The 14,232-nt window shown below is 67.6% G+C and carries 17 protein-coding genes; 13 read left to right on the forward strand and 4 right to left on the reverse strand.

Going from position 1 to position 14,232, the window contains the following annotated elements:
• The first annotated feature begins 70 nt into the window (after window positions 1-70).
• The 8 genes from hfq to ASD34_RS18185 all read left to right on the forward strand — a co-directional run bounded on the left by hfq (window position 71) and on the right by ASD34_RS18185 (window position 7,235).
• Window positions 71-316, forward strand: coding sequence for an RNA chaperone Hfq (gene hfq, locus ASD34_RS18150; protein ID WP_056582504.1), 246 nt, complete (start codon window positions 71-73; stop codon window positions 314-316).
• A 54-nt stretch (window positions 317-370) separates the two neighbouring features.
• Window positions 371-1,540, forward strand: coding sequence for a GTPase HflX (gene hflX / locus ASD34_RS18155; RefSeq protein ID WP_056580101.1), 1,170 nt, complete (start codon window positions 371-373; stop codon window positions 1,538-1,540).
• 74 nt (window positions 1,541-1,614) lie between these two features.
• On the forward strand, window positions 1,615-2,991 hold the full coding sequence (gene hflK / locus ASD34_RS18160) for an FtsH protease activity modulator HflK (RefSeq protein ID WP_056580102.1): 1,377 nt from the start codon (window positions 1,615-1,617) through the stop codon (window positions 2,989-2,991).
• Window positions 2,992-3,008: 17 nt separating this feature from the next.
• A complete protein-coding gene (gene hflC / locus ASD34_RS18165; protein ID WP_056580103.1) occupies window positions 3,009-3,905 on the forward strand; it encodes a protease modulator HflC in 897 nt (298 codons plus the stop codon).
• Window positions 3,906-3,944: 39 nt separating this feature from the next.
• On the forward strand, window positions 3,945-4,133 hold the full coding sequence (locus ASD34_RS18170; RefSeq protein ID WP_056580104.1) for a DUF2065 domain-containing protein: 189 nt from the start codon (window positions 3,945-3,947) through the stop codon (window positions 4,131-4,133).
• A 44-nt stretch (window positions 4,134-4,177) separates the two neighbouring features.
• Window positions 4,178-5,338, forward strand: a complete 1,161-nt coding sequence (locus ASD34_RS18175) for an ATP phosphoribosyltransferase regulatory subunit (protein WP_056580105.1) — start codon at window positions 4,178-4,180, stop codon at window positions 5,336-5,338.
• A 22-nt stretch (window positions 5,339-5,360) separates the two neighbouring features.
• Window positions 5,361-6,692, forward strand: a complete 1,332-nt coding sequence (locus ASD34_RS18180; RefSeq protein ID WP_056580106.1) for an adenylosuccinate synthase — start codon at window positions 5,361-5,363, stop codon at window positions 6,690-6,692.
• A gap of 18 nt (window positions 6,693-6,710) precedes the next feature.
• Window positions 6,711-7,235: a phosphoribosyltransferase gene (locus ASD34_RS18185; protein WP_056580107.1), complete on the forward strand. Its 525-nt coding sequence runs from the start codon at window positions 6,711-6,713 to the stop codon at window positions 7,233-7,235.
• 31 nt (window positions 7,236-7,266) lie between these two features.
• Here ASD34_RS18185 and ASD34_RS18190 read toward each other — a convergent pair whose 3' ends face one another.
• The 3 genes from ASD34_RS18190 to ASD34_RS18200 all read right to left on the reverse strand — a co-directional run bounded on the left by ASD34_RS18190 (window position 7,267) and on the right by ASD34_RS18200 (window position 9,522).
• Window positions 7,267-7,731 (reverse strand): VOC family protein, encoded by a 465-nt coding sequence (locus ASD34_RS18190; RefSeq protein ID WP_056580108.1) that lies wholly within the window; start codon window positions 7,729-7,731, stop codon window positions 7,267-7,269.
• Between the two features lie 74 nt (window positions 7,732-7,805).
• Window positions 7,806-8,687, reverse strand: a complete 882-nt coding sequence (locus ASD34_RS18195; RefSeq protein ID WP_056580109.1) for a helix-turn-helix domain-containing protein — start codon at window positions 8,685-8,687, stop codon at window positions 7,806-7,808.
• 79 nt (window positions 8,688-8,766) lie between these two features.
• Complete coding sequence (locus ASD34_RS18200; RefSeq protein ID WP_056580110.1) at window positions 8,767-9,522, reverse strand: M48 family metallopeptidase; 756 nt, start codon at window positions 9,520-9,522, stop codon at window positions 8,767-8,769.
• Between the two features lie 134 nt (window positions 9,523-9,656).
• On the opposite strand from ASD34_RS18200, the gene ASD34_RS18205 reads away from it, so the two are divergent.
• A complete protein-coding gene (locus tag ASD34_RS18205; protein ID WP_056580111.1) occupies window positions 9,657-10,850 on the forward strand; it encodes a PLP-dependent transferase in 1,194 nt (397 codons plus the stop codon).
• Between the two features lie 104 nt (window positions 10,851-10,954).
• Window positions 10,955-11,158 carry a hypothetical protein gene (locus tag ASD34_RS18210; protein WP_055796387.1) on the forward strand — a complete coding sequence of 68 codons (204 nt, stop codon included), beginning with the start codon at window positions 10,955-10,957 and terminating at the stop codon, window positions 11,156-11,158.
• Between the two features lie 87 nt (window positions 11,159-11,245).
• Here the strand turns inward: ASD34_RS18210 and ASD34_RS18215 are convergent, their stop codons facing one another.
• Window positions 11,246-11,881, reverse strand: coding sequence for an arylesterase (locus ASD34_RS18215; RefSeq protein ID WP_235510109.1), 636 nt, complete (start codon window positions 11,879-11,881; stop codon window positions 11,246-11,248).
• A gap of 36 nt (window positions 11,882-11,917) precedes the next feature.
• Here ASD34_RS18215 and ASD34_RS18220 point away from each other — a divergent pair, with 36 nt between their 5' ends.
• Genes ASD34_RS18220 through ASD34_RS18230 form a run of 3 tightly spaced genes read left to right on the forward strand, consistent with a single transcriptional unit; the run spans window position 11,918 to window position 14,210 of the window.
• On the forward strand, window positions 11,918-12,682 hold the full coding sequence (locus tag ASD34_RS18220; RefSeq protein WP_235510110.1) for an ABC transporter ATP-binding protein: 765 nt from the start codon (window positions 11,918-11,920) through the stop codon (window positions 12,680-12,682).
• A 15-nt stretch (window positions 12,683-12,697) separates the two neighbouring features.
• Entirely contained in the window at window positions 12,698-13,219 is a 522-nt protein-coding gene (locus ASD34_RS18225) for a ribosomal protein L7/L12 (RefSeq protein WP_056580113.1), read from the forward strand.
• A gap of 4 nt (window positions 13,220-13,223) precedes the next feature.
• On the forward strand, window positions 13,224-14,210 hold the full coding sequence (locus tag ASD34_RS18230) for a hypothetical protein (RefSeq protein ID WP_056580114.1): 987 nt from the start codon (window positions 13,224-13,226) through the stop codon (window positions 14,208-14,210).
• Window positions 14,211-14,232: the final 22 nt, after the last annotated feature.

Here is a 14,232-nt window from a genome sequence, read left to right on the forward strand (position 1 = left end):
ATTGCTGCGGCGCAGAAACCCTGTGTTAAGGTCATCTCTCCAACAACTACTCTTGAACACGGAGAATATCGTGAGCAATAAAGGGCAACTTCTGCAAGACCCGTTTCTGAACACCTTGCGTCGCGAGCATGTGCCGGTTTCCATTTATTTGGTGAACGGCATCAAGCTGCAAGGCCAGATCGAGTCCTTCGATCAATACGTCGTGTTGCTTCGCAATACAGTGACGCAAATGGTCTACAAGCACGCCATTTCCACCATCGTGCCGGGTCGTGCCGTCAACTTCTCGGCCAACGAGAACGACGACGCCGCCGCCTGATCGCGCGGAGCGCGGCGGCAATCCCGCCGCGCTTTTTCCATATTCTGATTCCGCTTGTCTGATTCGATCCCCCGCCAGGAAGGCGCCGCCGTTCTCGTCGGCGTCGATTTCGGGCTGCCCCATTTCGACAGCGAGCTCGAAGAACTCGGCCTGCTCGCACAAACCGCGGGCCTGACGCCCGTGGCCCGTCTGGCCTGCAAGCGCAAGGCACCCGACGCGGCGCTTTTCGTTGGCAGCGGCAAGGCCGAGGAGATCAAGGAGCTCGCCGCCATGCACCGGGCGAGCGAGGTCATCTTCGACCAGTCGTTGAGTCCGGCGCAACAGCGCAACCTCGAACGCCAGCTTGATGTCGCGGTCTACGACCGCACCTTTCTCATTCTTGAAATCTTTGCCCAGCGCGCTCGTTCGCACGAAGGCAAGTTGCAGGTCGAGCTGGCCCGGCTGCAGTACCTGAGCACGCGGCTGGTCCGCCGCTGGTCTCACTTGGAGCGCCAGACCGGCGGTGCGGGTGTGCGCGGCGGCCCCGGTGAAAAGCAGATCGAGCTTGACCGACGCATGATCAACGAATCGATCAAGCGCACGCGCGAGCGCCTTGCCAAGGTGCAGAAGCAGCGCAGCACGCAGCGCCGCCAGCGTGAGCGTCGCGAGACCTTCAACATCTCGCTCGTCGGCTACACCAACGCGGGCAAGTCGTCGATCTTCAATGCGATGGTCAAGGCCCGCGCCTATGCGGCCGACCAGCTGTTCGCCACGCTCGACACCACCACGCGCAATCTGTATCTGGGCGATGCGCGCCGGCAGGTGTCGATCTCCGACACCGTGGGTTTCATCCGCGACCTGCCGCACGGCCTGGTCGATGCGTTCAAGGCCACCCTGCAGGAAGCGGTCGACGCCGACCTGCTGCTGCACGTGATCGACGCCTCCAATCCGCACTACCCGGAGCAAATGGCCGAGGTTCAGTCGGTGCTGCAGGACATCGGTGCGGGCGACGTGCCGCAATTGCTGGTGTTCAACAAGCTCGACGCCCTTGAAAGCGCGCAACATCCCCTGCAACTGCAGGACGAGATGGAAATCGACGGCGTGCAGGTCCCCCGCATCTTCCTCAGTGCCAAGACTGGTGAGGGCCTGCCGTTGCTTCGGGCCGAGCTGGCCCGGCAATCGGGTTCCCTCGCCGATACGATGACCCCTGAGGCGGACGCTGAATTGCACGATGCGGCCCCTTGATTGGGCACAATCGCGCCACTGACACGAGAACGAAGCGAATGAATGCAAAGCCAGCGCGCAGAGGGTTTCTGGGCATGTTCAACCTGAACGATGGCCGATGGGGTCGTGGCGACGAGCCGTCCTCCAATGGCGACCGCCCGGCCGGCAACCGGCCACCCGATGCCGATCCCCCCGGCCCCCCGATTCCGCCGCCTTCGAGCGGCAACCAGAACAACAACGGCAACGGCAATCGCCCGCGCGGCCAGGGCCCCAACCAGGGGCCGCCCGACCTCGACGAACTCTGGCGCGACCTCAATCGCAAGCTCGGTGGGTTCTTCGGCGGCGGCAAGGGGGGCGGCAATCGCCCCAATGGCAACGGCGGCGGTGGCGGCAACGGCTACAAGCCCGACATGAAAAACGCCGGTTTCGGCATCGGCCTCGTGGCCGCCGTGGCGGTTCTGATCTGGCTGGGCACCGGCTTCTTCATCGTGAACGAAGGCCAGCAGGCCGTCATCACGCAGTTCGGCCGCTACAAGTCGACGGTGAACGCCGGCTTCAACTGGCGCCTGCCGTACCCGATCCAGCGCCACGAAGTGGTGGTGACCACGCAGATCCGCTCCACCGACGTGGGCCGCGACGCCATCGTCCGCTCCACCGGCCTGCGTGAATCGGCCATGTTGACCGAAGACGAGAACATCGTCGAAATCAAGTTCGCCGTGCAGTACCGCCTGAGCGATGCGCGCGCCTGGCTCTATGAGAGCAAGTCGCCCGCTGAAACCATCGTGCAGGTGGCTGAGAGCTCCGTGCGCGAAGTGGTCGGCAAAATGAAGATGGACGCGGCGCTCGCCGAGGAGCGCGACCAGATCGCACCGCGCGTGCGCGCACTGATGCAGACCATCCTTGATCGCTACAAGGTCGGTGTCGAAGTCGTCGGCATCAACCTGCAGCAGGGCGGTGTGCGTCCGCCCGAGCAGGTGCAGGCCGCATTCGACGACGTGCTCAAGGCCGGCCAGGAGCGTGAACGCGCCAAGAACGACGCGGAGGCCTACGCCAACAACGTCGTGCCGCTGGCCACCGGTACCTCGTCGCGCCTGAAGGAAGAGTCCGAGGCCTACAAGGCGCGGATCGTGGCGCAGGCACAAGGTGACGCCGGTCGCTTCAGCTCGGTGCTGGTCGAATACCAGAAGGCGCCTCAGGTGACGCGCGACCGCATGTACACCGACGCGATGCAGCAGATCTACGCCAGCACGACCAAGGTGCTGGTCGACAGCAAGCAGGGTTCCAACCTGCTGTATCTCCCGCTCGACAAGCTGATGCAGCAAGGCGGCAGCAACACCGCCACGCCTGTGGACGCCGCCAGCCCCAACGTGGCCGGCACTGCACCGGCCCAGTCGTCGGTGATCCCGGTGGCACCTGCCACCACCGACGTGCGTGCCCGTGATGGCCGCTCGCGTGACCGCGACGTGCGCTGAGAAAGGCCCGGAACAACATGAACAGAATCGGTTTCATCGCCACCTCGGTCCTCGTCCTGCTCGTGCTGCTGAGTTCGACCCTCTTCGTGGTCGACCAGCGCCAGTTCGGCGTGGTCTATGCCCTCGGCCAGATCAAGCAGGTCATCACCGAGCCCGGCCTCAACTTCAAGCTGCCGCCGCCGTTCCAGAACGTGTCGTACATCGACAAGCGCCTGCTGACACTCTCCAGCCTCGACACCGAGCCCATGCTCACCGCTGAAAAGCAGCGCGTGGTCATCGACTGGTACGTGCGCTGGCGCATCTCCGATCCTCAGGCCTACATCCGCAACGTCGGCCTCGACGAGAACGCGGGCGCCATGCAGCTGAACCGCGTGGTGCGCAATGCCTTCCAGGAAAACATCAACAAGCGCACCGTGCGCGACCTGATTTCCGTTCGCCGCGAAGCCCTGATGGCCGACGTGCAGCGCGAAGTGCTGGCCGTGGTGAAGGGCGCCAAGCCCTGGGGCGTCGACGTGGTCGACGTGCGCATCACCCGCGTGGACTACGTGGAAGCCATCACCGAGTCGGTCTATCGCCGCATGGAGGCCGAGCGCAAGCGCGTGGCCAACGAGCTGCGTTCCACCGGCACGGCCGAAGGCGAAAAGATCCGTGCCGACGCCGACCGCCAGCGCGAAGTGATCGTGGCCAATGCCTACCGCGACGCCCAGAAGATCAAGGGCGAGGGCGATGCCCAGGCTGCCGCGACCTACAGCGAGGCCTTCGGCCGCGATCCGCAGTTCGCCCAGTTCTATCGCAGCCTGGAGGCCTACAAGCAGAGCTTCAACAAGAAGAGCGACGTGATGGTGCTCGACCCCTCCTCGGACTTCTTCCGTGCCATGCAGAGCTCCGGCTCGGGCGGCGCGGCGCGCAAGTAACAACAGCGAGCCGCTTCTTCCGCTTTCCTGTCTGGAGCCGTGAGCGCCGACACCCTCTGGAGCGCGTTGGCGCTGGTCCTGGTGATCGAAGGCATCCTGCCTTTCGTCTCGCCGGGCGGGTGGCGGCGCGGCTTCAGCCAACTGCTGCAGCTGCGCGACGGCCAGCTGCGTTTCTTCGGTCTTTGCAGCATCCTGCTGGGTTTGGTACTCCTTTGGGTTCTGGGGTAGCGCGGGCCCGGTAGAATCCCGGTTTAACCACGCCCCCGATCCCCATGTCCGCCTGGGTCCTTCCGGATCACATTGCCGATGTGCTGCCTTCCGAGGCGCGCCACATCGAAGAACTTCGACGCCAGCTGCTCGATACCGCCCGTGGCTATGGCTACGAGCTGGTGATGCCGCCGCTGCTCGAGCACCTGGAGTCGCTGCTTTCGGGCACCGGCGAGGCGCTCGACCTCCAAACCTTCAAGCTCGTCGACCAGCTCTCCGGCCGCAGCATGGGCCTGCGTGCCGACACCACCCCTCAGGTGGCGCGCATCGATGCCCACCTGCTGAACCGTGATGGCGTGGCCCGGCTGTGCTACTGCGGTCCGGTGGTCCATACCCGGCCCGACCGGCCGCACGCCACCCGCGAGCCGCTGCAGTTCGGCGCCGAGATCTACGGCCACGCCGGCCTGGAAGCCGACACCGAAACCCTGTTGCTGGCGCTCGACTGCCTCGCCGCCGCCGGCCTGCGCGACGGCGTGATCGTCGACCTGGCCGATGCCCGCATCGTGCGCGCGCTGTTCGCTGGCGTACCGGTCGATGCCGCCGCAATCGCCCGCGTGCACGCCGCGCTGGCCGCCAAGGACGCGAGCGAGCTGCAGGCGCTCACCCAAGATTTTCCCGCGGCGTCACGCGACGGCCTGCGCGCCCTCGTGGGCCTGTACGGTGACGTGGCCGTGCTCGACGAGGCCGCCAAGGCCCTGAAGGGGACGCCCGCCGTGGCGGCGGCGCTGGCCGACCTGAAGCAGCTCGCGACAGGCCTGAACGGCGCGGCAGGGCGGCAGATCAGCTTCGATCTGGCCGACCTGCGCGGCTACGCCTACTACAGCGGCATGCGTTTCGGTATCTACGTGCCGGGCGCGGCCGATTCGCTGGTGCGCGGTGGCCGCTACGACGAAGTGGGCGCCGTGTTCGGCCGCAACCGTCCGGCCGTCGGCTTCAGTCTCGATGTGCGCGAACTCGTCGGCGTGCTGCCGGCGCGTCCGCTGCGCGCAGCGATCCGTGCGCCCTGGAGCGATGCGCCCGGGCTGCGCGAGGCCATCGCGGCGCTGCGCAAGTCGGGCGAGACCGTCGTCTGCGTGCTGCCGGGCCACGGCAGCGAAATCGATGAATTCCATTGCGACCGCGAGCTCGTCGAGCAGGGTGGCCAATGGAGTGTCCGAGCGATCTGAATTTTTAAGCAATGGAACGAGCATGAGCGTAACCACCGGAAGAAACGTGGTCGTCGTTGGAACCCAGTGGGGCGACGAAGGCAAGGGCAAGCTGGTTGACTGGCTGACGGAAAGCGCCCAGGGCGTGGTCCGTTTCCAGGGCGGCCACAATGCGGGCCACACGCTGGTCATCAACGGCGTGAAGACTGCGCTGCACCTGATCCCGAGCGGCATCATGCGCCCCGGCGTCAAGTGCTACATCGGCAATGGCGTGGTGCTGTCGGCGGCCAAGCTCTTCGAGGAAATCGAAGGCCTGGAAAAGGCCGGCGTCGAGGTGCGTTCGCGCCTGCGCATCAGCGAGGCCTGCCCGCTGATCCTGCCGTTCCACGCCGCGCTGGACATCGCGCGCGAGGCCTACCGCGAGAAGGGCGGTATCGAAAAGATCGGCACCACCGGACGTGGCATCGGCCCGGCCTACGAAGACAAGATCGCGCGCCGCGCGCTGCGCGTCCAGGACCTGAAGCACCCCGAGCGCTTCGCCGCCAAGCTGCGCGTGCTGCTCGAGCTGCACAACCACGTGCTGACCCAGGTGCTGGGCGCGCCCGCGATCGACTACGACACCGTGTTCGACGAAGCGATGCGCCACGCCGCGCTGCTCAGGCCCATGATGGCCGACGTCTCGCGCGAGCTGAACGACGCCCACAAGGCCGGCGCCAACCTGCTGTTCGAAGGCGCACAGGGCACGCTGCTCGACGTCGACCACGGCACCTACCCGTATGTGACCTCGAGCAACTGCGTGGCCGGCAACGCCGCTGCCGGCTCGGGCGTGGGCCCGGGCATGCTGCACTACGTGCTGGGCATCACCAAGGCCTATTGCACCCGCGTGGGTGGCGGGCCGTTCCCCACCGAGCTGGACTGGGCCACGCCGGGAACCCCCGGCTACCACATGAGCACCGTGGGCGCCGAAAAGGGCGTGACCACCGGCCGCAGCCGCCGCTGCGGCTGGTTCGATGCCGCGCTGCTCAAGCGCTCGGCGCAGGTCAACGGCCTGTCGGGCCTGTGCATCACCAAGCTGGACGTGCTCGACGGCCTCGAGAAGCTGGAGCTGTGCACCGGCTACGAACTTGACGGCGAGATCACCGACATCCTGCCGATGGGCGCCGACGAAATCGAGCGCTGCACGCCGATCTACGAAACGCTCGAGGGCTGGACCGAGAGCACCGTGGGCGTCACGCAGCACGACAAGCTGCCGGTCAATGCACGCCTGTACCTGCAGCGCATCGAGCAGATCACCGGTGTGCCGATCCACATGGTGTCGACCAGCCCCGATCGCGATCACACGATCATGATGCGCCACCCCTATCTCGCAGACTGAACAGGAACGAACCAGACCATGTTGACCGAAGACGGCAAGCATCTCTACGTCAGCTACGACGAGTACCACAACCTGATCGAGAAGCTCGCGATCAAGGTGCACCAGTCGGGCTGGGAGTTCGACACCATCCTGTGCCTGGCGCGCGGCGGCATGCGCCCGGGCGATGTGCTCTCGCGCATCTTCGACAAGCCGCTGGCGATCATGTCGACCAGCTCCTACCGCGCCGACGCCGGCACCGTGCAGGGCCATCTCGACATCGCCCGCTTCATCACGACCCCCAAGGGCGAGATCGCCGGCAAGGTGCTGCTGGTTGACGACCTGGCCGATTCGGGTCACACGCTGCACGCCGTGATGGACATGCTGCGCAACAACTACAAGCCGATCACCGAGCTGCGCAGCGCGGTCATCTGGACCAAGGCGATGTCGACCTTCACGCCGGACTACTCGGTGGAGTTCCTGGCCACCAACCCGTGGATCCACCAGCCCTTCGAGGGCTACGACTCGCTCGGCGCCGAGAAGCTGCTGGAGAAGTGGTCGGTCTGACGACCGGCCCAGGCACCACCGGCCGGCGCGCTCAACTGCAGCTGCCGCCGCCGGGGGTGTCGAACATCGCGGTGTAGCGCCGCTGCATTTCCTCTGGCGTCACCTTCTCGATGCTGTGACCCACGTTCCACCGGTGACCGAACGGGTCGCGGAAGACGCCGGAACGCTCCCCATAGAACTGATCCTGCGGTGCCATGTCCAGCGTGGCACCGGCGGCGACCGCGCGCGCGACCAGCGCGTCGGCGTCGTCCACATGCAGGTGCAGCGTGACCGCGCTGCCGCCGAGCGCCTTCGGTGAGCGGATGTTGAATTCGGCGAACTCGTCCGAGATCATCAGGATCGCGCCGTTGTGAAAGTCGAGTTCGACGTGCCCGATGCGGCCGCTGGGCTCGGTCAGGCGAAAGATTTCCTTCACTTCGAACACGTGGCAATAGAAGTCGACGGCGGCGGCGGCGTTGTCGACGCAGAGGTACGGAAACAGCTCGTGGATGGCCATGGCGGGACCTGCCTTTCTTTGTTGACTCGGTTCTGGAACGGGGACCGTGGCGCCGATTCTGCGCAGCCTCGACGCTAGCGTCTTGAAGGAATTTGACCTGCCGCGCCGGCCGCCGGCACATGGCGCGGCGACGCGGCGCCCGTCTGCCGCCAGGCCTGCGGCGACAGGCCGGCCAGCGCGGAGAACTCGCGGCTCAGGTGTGCCTGGTCGCTGTAGCCGGCGGCGAACGCGATGTCGGCCCAGGCGCGCGCGGGATCGTCCGCGGCCAGCGCGAGCATCCGGTCGAAGCGCATCACGCGGACGTACGCCTTGGGCGCGAGCCCGACCGCCGCGCGGAACAGCGCAATGAAGCGGCGGTGGCTGTAGCCGCTGCGCGCCACCAGTGTGGAGATCGATGCGGGCGTCTCGCGGTGCATCTGGCCGAGCGAGGCGGCCACCGCCGGGTGCAGGCCGCGCGGGCTGGTGCGCGGCAGGGCGGCGGTGGCCAGGCGCCGGGTCAGCAAGGCCTCGAACAGGTCCAGTTGGCGGGCCGGATCGCCGGACGATGCGTGCAGCTGTTCGAGCGCATCGCCGGTCTGGCATTCGCCCCACAGCGCGTCGAGCGGCGTGTGGCGGCCGCTCAGCGCGTCTTCGGGTGCGCCCAGCAGCAGGCGGGCGGCGCCGGGGTGCAGTTGCGCGCCGACCGAGTGCGTTGCGACGGACACATCGCGCAGGTAGAACGCGGCGCGCGCACCACCGACGATCGCGTAGCCGACCGTGTGTCCGCGCAGGTCGCGTGTGCCGTCGAAGAGCCGCAGCGGCGGTCCGGAAAGCCGGAACACCAGGTGCATGCCGCCCGTGGGCAGCACGTGCTCGCGCGCGCCGGTGCGTGTCTGGCGTTCGCCCTCGGGCGCCGAGGCCCACAGCAGCCGCAGGAAGGGCCGCAAATGAGGGGACGGGGGCCGCGTCAGCTGCATGGCGCGACGGGCCCCGGAAAGGGCGGGCGGGTGACCATCGGCGCATTGTGCGCTGAGGGGCCCGCTTCGCCCGGGCTGCTTACTTGCTCGTTGCGAGGCGCTTCTGGATGTTGGCCGCGCGGTCGCCGGAGGCCGGGTGCGAGCTGAGCATCGAGCTCTTGCCGCCATCGAGCTTGGCCAGCTTCTGGAACGCGGTGACGAGGCCTTCGCGCTTGAGCTTCTGCGTGGTCAGCAGGTCGAAGGCGTAGTTGTCCGAGTCGGTTTCCTGCGATTGCGAGAACTGCGCGTTGACCAGCTTCTCGGCGAAGTCGCCGATCTGCGAGGACGACAGCTGCGTGATCGCCGCGTTGCCGGTGGCGCCGGCGATGCCGCGTGCGGCCGAGACGGCGTAGGCGGTCTGCATGGCCTTCTTGCTGTGGCCCAGGGCGACGTGGCCGATCTCGTGGCCGATGATGCCGCGCAGCTCGTCGTCGTTCATGAGGTCCATGAGGCCGCTGTAGACACGGATGCAGCCGTTGCCCATGGCCCAGGCGTTCACGTCCTTCGTGAGGTAGACCTTGTAGCTGGCGGGCTGGCCGCCGATGGTCGTCGGCAGGCCCTGGCGCACGCGCTCCAGGCGCTTGCTGTAGGCATCGGCCACGGGTGCGACCTTGGAGCTCTTGTCGAGTTCGGCGCACGACTGGTTGGCCAGTGCCTGCACGTCGCCGTCGGTGAGCGACATGGCCTTGAAGGCGCTGCCACCCGCGCCCGCGAGCGCGTTGGAGTCCAGGTTCTTCAGGCCCCCGCAGGCGGACAGGGCCGCAGCGGCCGTGAGGGTGATGAGCAGATGACGCATCGAGAAAATCCTCCCATTATTTTCGGAGGGGCAACTCTATCCGCAACGCCGCACCGGTCCGGCCAATGCCGTCGATATCGCGCTGAGAACGTCACGGCCGTCGAGGGTTCCTCGCGGGGCGCTAGCATCTGCACATGAGCAAGCCCTCCACGACCCTGATCCACCATCCCTACACGCCGCCGGCCACCTTCGCCGCGCCGCAGCCCGGCGTGTTCAAGGCCTCGACCGTGTTCTTCGCCGACGTCGCCGCCATGCGCGCACGCGACTGGAAGACCAAGGCCGGCTACACCTACGGCCTGCACGGCACGCCCACCACCTTCACGCTCGAGGAGCGCCTGGCCACCCTCGAAGGCGGCACCGAATGCCTGCTCGTGCCGAGTGGGCTGGCCGCGATCTCGCTGGTCTCGTTCGCGTTCCTGAAAACCGGCGACGAGGTGCTCATTCCGGACAACGCCTACGGCCCCAACAAGGCACTGGCCACCGGCGAGCTCGCGAACTTCGGCATCACGCACCGCCTGTATGACGCAATGAATCCGTCCGACCTGGAAGCCAAGCTCTCGCACCGCACGCGGCTGGTGTGGCTCGAAGCGGCCGGCTCGGTGACGATGGAATTCCCCAACCTCCCGGCGCTCGCCGAGGTCTGCCGCGAGCGCGGCGTGATGACCGCGCTGGACAACACCTGGGGCGCGGGCCTGGCGTTTGCGCCTTTCGATTTCAACGGCACGGGGCAGGGCGTCGACGTGTCGGTGCACGCGCTCACCAAGTACCCCAGCGGCGGCGGCGACGTGCTCATGGGCAGCGTCGTCACGCGCGACGAGCGCCTGCACCGCGCGCTCAAGCTCACCCACATGCGCATGGGCTTTGGCATCGGCGTGGGCGATGCGGAAACGCTGCTGCGCTCGCTGCCCAGCATGGCGCTGCGCTACGCCGCGCACGACCGCGCAGCGCGCGAGCTGGCCGGCTGGCTCAACGGCTGCGAAGAGATCGCGCAAGTGCTGCATCCTGCGCTCGAGGATTCGCCGGGCCACGCCAACTGGCGCGTGCTGTGCGGCGCCACCGACCTCGCCGCGGGCCTGTTCTCGGTGGTGTTCGACGAGCGCTTCAGCACCGAGCAGGTCGACCGCTTCTGCGACAGCCTGAAGCTCTTCCGCCTCGGCTATTCGTGGGGCGGCCCGATCAGCCTCGTCGTGCCCTACGACATCGGCTTGATGCGCGACGCCAGCGTCGCCCGCTGGCCGTACAAGGGCACGCTGGTTCGCTTTTCGGTCGGCCTGGAAGACGTGGACGACCTGCGTGCCGACCTGCAACAGGCATTGCTGCAGATGTAAGCAAAGCGCTTGGCCCGGGCCGCCACCGGGCTGGGGGTGCACCGTTATCGCTTACAGTAGGCCGAATCGCAGTCACCCTGACTGCCTCGCCTGAAGGAAAAGCAGTGGCAACACCCAATTACGGCTACGAGAAGCGCCAGAAAGAGCTGGCCAAGAAGAAGAAGAAGGAAGAAAAGCTCCGGGAGAAGGCGAACCGCAAGCTCAGCCCGAGCAGCGACGGGCTGGCGCCCGGAGATCCGGAAACCGACGTGGCATCGCTCGAACGCGATCCCCCCACGGTGCCCGAGTTGCCGACCAAGAACGGGTGATTGCCCGTTTCCCGTACCCCCGGACATGGAAAAGCCGCAGCAGGCGCAGGCCTGCTGCGGCTTTTTCTTTGGTTGCGCGAGGGCGCGTTATTTCGGCAGCAGCTTGCGCAGCTGCGGCCAGACGTTGTCCAGGATCTGCGGCTGTGCCGCGGCGGTCGGGTGGATGCGGTCGGACTGGAACAGCGTCATGGCGTCGGGCGCATCGGCCACGCCCTTGAGCAGGAATGGCACCAGCGCCGACTTGGTCGTGCCCGCCACCTTCGCGAACACCGCCTCGAAGCGCCGCGTGTAGTCGCCGCCGTAGTTCGGCGGCACCTGGATGCCGACGATCAGCACCCGGGCGCCCGCGGCCTGCGCGGCCTTGGTGATCTGCAGCAGGTTGTCTTCGGTGTTCGACAGCGGCAGCCCGCGCAGGGCGTCGTTGGCGCCCAGCTCCAGCACCACGTGGCTGGGCTTGTGCTGCGCCAGCAGGGCGGGGAAGCGGGCGCGCCCGCCGGAGCTGGTGTCTCCGCTGATGCTGGCGTTGACCACCGAGGCCGCGATCTTCTGCTGCGCAAGCCTTTTTTCCAGCAAGGGTACCCAGCCTTCGCCGCGCTTGAGGCCGTACTCTGCGCTCAGCGAATCACCGAGCACGAGGATCACCGGTTTGCCGGCCGGCGCCGCCTGTGCCTGAGCCGCAGCATTCGTCCATGCCCCCGCGCTGCCGAGCGCGGCGGTGGTCAAGATAAAGTCACGTCGATTCAAAACGAAAAGCCTTTCATGTCCCAACCCCCGTCTGATGCCATTGTCGCCGTCGAGCATGTCTTCAAGTCCGTCACCGACTCGGCCGGCACGCTGGACATTCTGCAGGACATCCATTTCACCCTGGGCGCGCGGGAAACCGCTGCCATCGTCGGCGCCTCGGGCTCCGGCAAGAGCACCTTGCTGTCGATCATCGCGGGGCTGGACACGCCCACGCGCGGGACCGTGAAGCTCGCGGGCGACGACATCTTCGCCATCGACGAGGACGAGCGCGCCGCGCTGCGCGCGCAGCGCGTGGGCTTCGTGTTCCAGAGCTTCCAGCTGCTGGGCAACCTGAGCGCGCTCGAGAACGTCATGCTGCCGCTGGAGCTGGCCAACCGCAAGGACGCGCGCAAGGCCGCCACCGAGATGCTGGGCCGCGTCGGGCTGGGCCAGCGCCTGGGCCACTACCCCAAGGTGCTGTCGGGCGGCGAACAGCAGCGCGTGGCGCTGGCGCGGGCCTTCGTGGTGCAGCCGGCCCTGCTGCTGGCCGACGAGCCCACCGGCAGCCTCGACTTCGCCACCGGCGAGCAGGTCATGAAACTCATGTTCGACCTGAACCGCGAACTGGGGACCACGCTGGTGCTGGTCACGCACGACCGCAGCATCGCCTCGCAGTGCGAGCGGCGCATCACCATCGAGGCCGGGCGCGTGGCGCTCAACGAAAAACGCCCGAATCGACCGTCGCCCAGGCCGCCTGAGCCCGTAGAAAGACAGCGCCCGGCTCCCGCGGCGCTCCCCTGAACACGAGGAGAGTTCATGACCCAGCTTCCCCCCGAAGCCATCGCCGCCCTGGAGCGCGGCAACCTGATCGAGGCCATCAAGATCGTGCGCGAGCGTACCGGCATGGACCTCAAGTCGTCCAAGGAGGCCGTCGAGCGCTATGCAAACAGTGGCGCGCTCGCCGCAGGCGCGCCAGCCGACTGGCAGGAAGGCGACTGGGGCCGGGGCGAGGCTGCAGGCGAGACCGGCAGCGGCATGCAGGGCAACGGCCCCGCCGCGGTGCCGGCCGCCGCGCTCGCGGCCCTGGCGCGGGGCCAGAAGGTCGAGGCCGTGCGCCTCACGCGCGAGGCGACCGGGCTGGGCCTGGCCGAGGCCAAGCAGCTGGTCGAGGCGCACCAGAACCCCGCCGCTGGCGACTTCGGGCATCTGCCGTCGAGCCCGGCGGCGAACCCGATGGCCGAGCCGGGCCGCGTGACGGGCGGCGGCTTCAAGTGGCTGCCGGTGATCGTCGTGCTGCTGATCGCAGCGGCGGCGTGGTCGTATTTCAAGGGCGCCTGAGGCCGTGATCGTTCCCCAGTTCTGGGCCGAAGGCCGCATCCAGGAGCGTGTGGCCGGCCGGCAGGTCACGGTGCGCCGCTTTGGCTGGTCGGACGACAGCCCGCTGGCCGCGCAGGCCCATGCCGACCAGCGCACCCGCGAGGCGTTCGACCGCATCGTCAGCGGGGAAAAGCTCGAACGCCGCGAGCGCAAGCTGGCCTACAACGGCGCCAACGGCATGCCGATCCGCGAAGAGATCGTCGAACGCCAGGGCGACAGCGTCGTCACCCGAAACGGCTACGGCGCGCGCTGCCTCAACACGCCCGACGTGCTGTTCGTGGACGTCGACTTCGAGAGCCAAGGCTTACGCGGCGGCGCACGCGGGCTGACGGTGATCGGCGCGGCGTTCATCGGCGCGCTGGTCGCGGGCTATGCCATGCGCTCGGCGATGGCCGGCGTGGCCGCCTTCATGCTGGTGGCGGCCTTCGGCTTCTGGCGCGCCCACAAAGAGGGGCTGCCCGCGGTCGAGGACAAGAGCGATCCGCTGGTGGGCGCGCGGGCGCGTGTCGAACGCTTCATTCACCAACATCCTGACTGGCACCTGCGCCTGTACCGCACGCCGGCCGGCCTGCGCGTGCTGGCCATGCACGACGTCTTCGCACCGTCCGACGCCGCCGTGACCGACGCGTTCCAGACGCTGGGCGCCGACAAGGTCTACGCGCGCATGTGCCGCAACCAGAACTGCTTTCGCGCCCGCCTGAGCGCCAAGCCCTGGCGCGTGGGCATCGGCGAGCACCTGCGGCCGCGCCCGGGCGTGTGGCCGGTGTCGCCCGACCGGCTGCCCGCGCGCGACGCCTGGGTGGCGCGCTACGAAAAGGTCGCCCAGGGGTATGCCGCCTGCCAGTACCTGGGCAGCGTGGGCAACACGCTGAAGGTGCACATGAACGCGCTGGTGGTGCAGGAACTGCACGACGAACGCACCCGCGCGAACAGCGGATTGCCGCTGGCGTGAAGGCAAGGGCGCCGCGCCCTCG

Source organism: Variovorax sp. Root473, from assembly GCF_001426505.1.
Classification (GTDB): Bacteria; Pseudomonadota; Gammaproteobacteria; order Burkholderiales; family Burkholderiaceae_C; genus Variovorax.

What these genes read in the sequence shown, in the direction of transcription:
- ASD34_RS18190 (WP_056580108.1), bottom strand. Translation starts at nt 7,731, where the DNA reads ATGGCCATCCACGAGCTGTTTCCGTACCTCTGCGTCGACAACGCCGCC.
- ASD34_RS18185 (WP_056580107.1), top strand. Translation starts at nt 6,711, where the DNA reads ATGTTGACCGAAGACGGCAAGCATCTCTACGTCAGCTACGACGAGTAC.
- hflK (WP_056580102.1), top strand. Translation starts at nt 1,615, where the DNA reads ATGTTCAACCTGAACGATGGCCGATGGGGTCGTGGCGACGAGCCGTCC.
- ASD34_RS18220 (WP_235510110.1), top strand. Translation starts at nt 11,918, where the DNA reads ATGTCCCAACCCCCGTCTGATGCCATTGTCGCCGTCGAGCATGTCTTC.
- ASD34_RS18200 (WP_056580110.1), bottom strand. Translation starts at nt 9,522, where the DNA reads ATGCGTCATCTGCTCATCACCCTCACGGCCGCTGCGGCCCTGTCCGCC.
- ASD34_RS18205 (WP_056580111.1), top strand. Translation starts at nt 9,657, where the DNA reads ATGAGCAAGCCCTCCACGACCCTGATCCACCATCCCTACACGCCGCCG.
- ASD34_RS18195 (WP_056580109.1), bottom strand. Translation starts at nt 8,687, where the DNA reads ATGCAGCTGACGCGGCCCCCGTCCCCTCATTTGCGGCCCTTCCTGCGG.
- ASD34_RS18180 (WP_056580106.1), top strand. Translation starts at nt 5,361, where the DNA reads ATGAGCGTAACCACCGGAAGAAACGTGGTCGTCGTTGGAACCCAGTGG.
- ASD34_RS18175 (WP_056580105.1), top strand. Translation starts at nt 4,178, where the DNA reads ATGTCCGCCTGGGTCCTTCCGGATCACATTGCCGATGTGCTGCCTTCC.
- hflC (WP_056580103.1), top strand. Translation starts at nt 3,009, where the DNA reads ATGAACAGAATCGGTTTCATCGCCACCTCGGTCCTCGTCCTGCTCGTG.
- ASD34_RS18225 (WP_056580113.1), top strand. Translation starts at nt 12,698, where the DNA reads ATGACCCAGCTTCCCCCCGAAGCCATCGCCGCCCTGGAGCGCGGCAAC.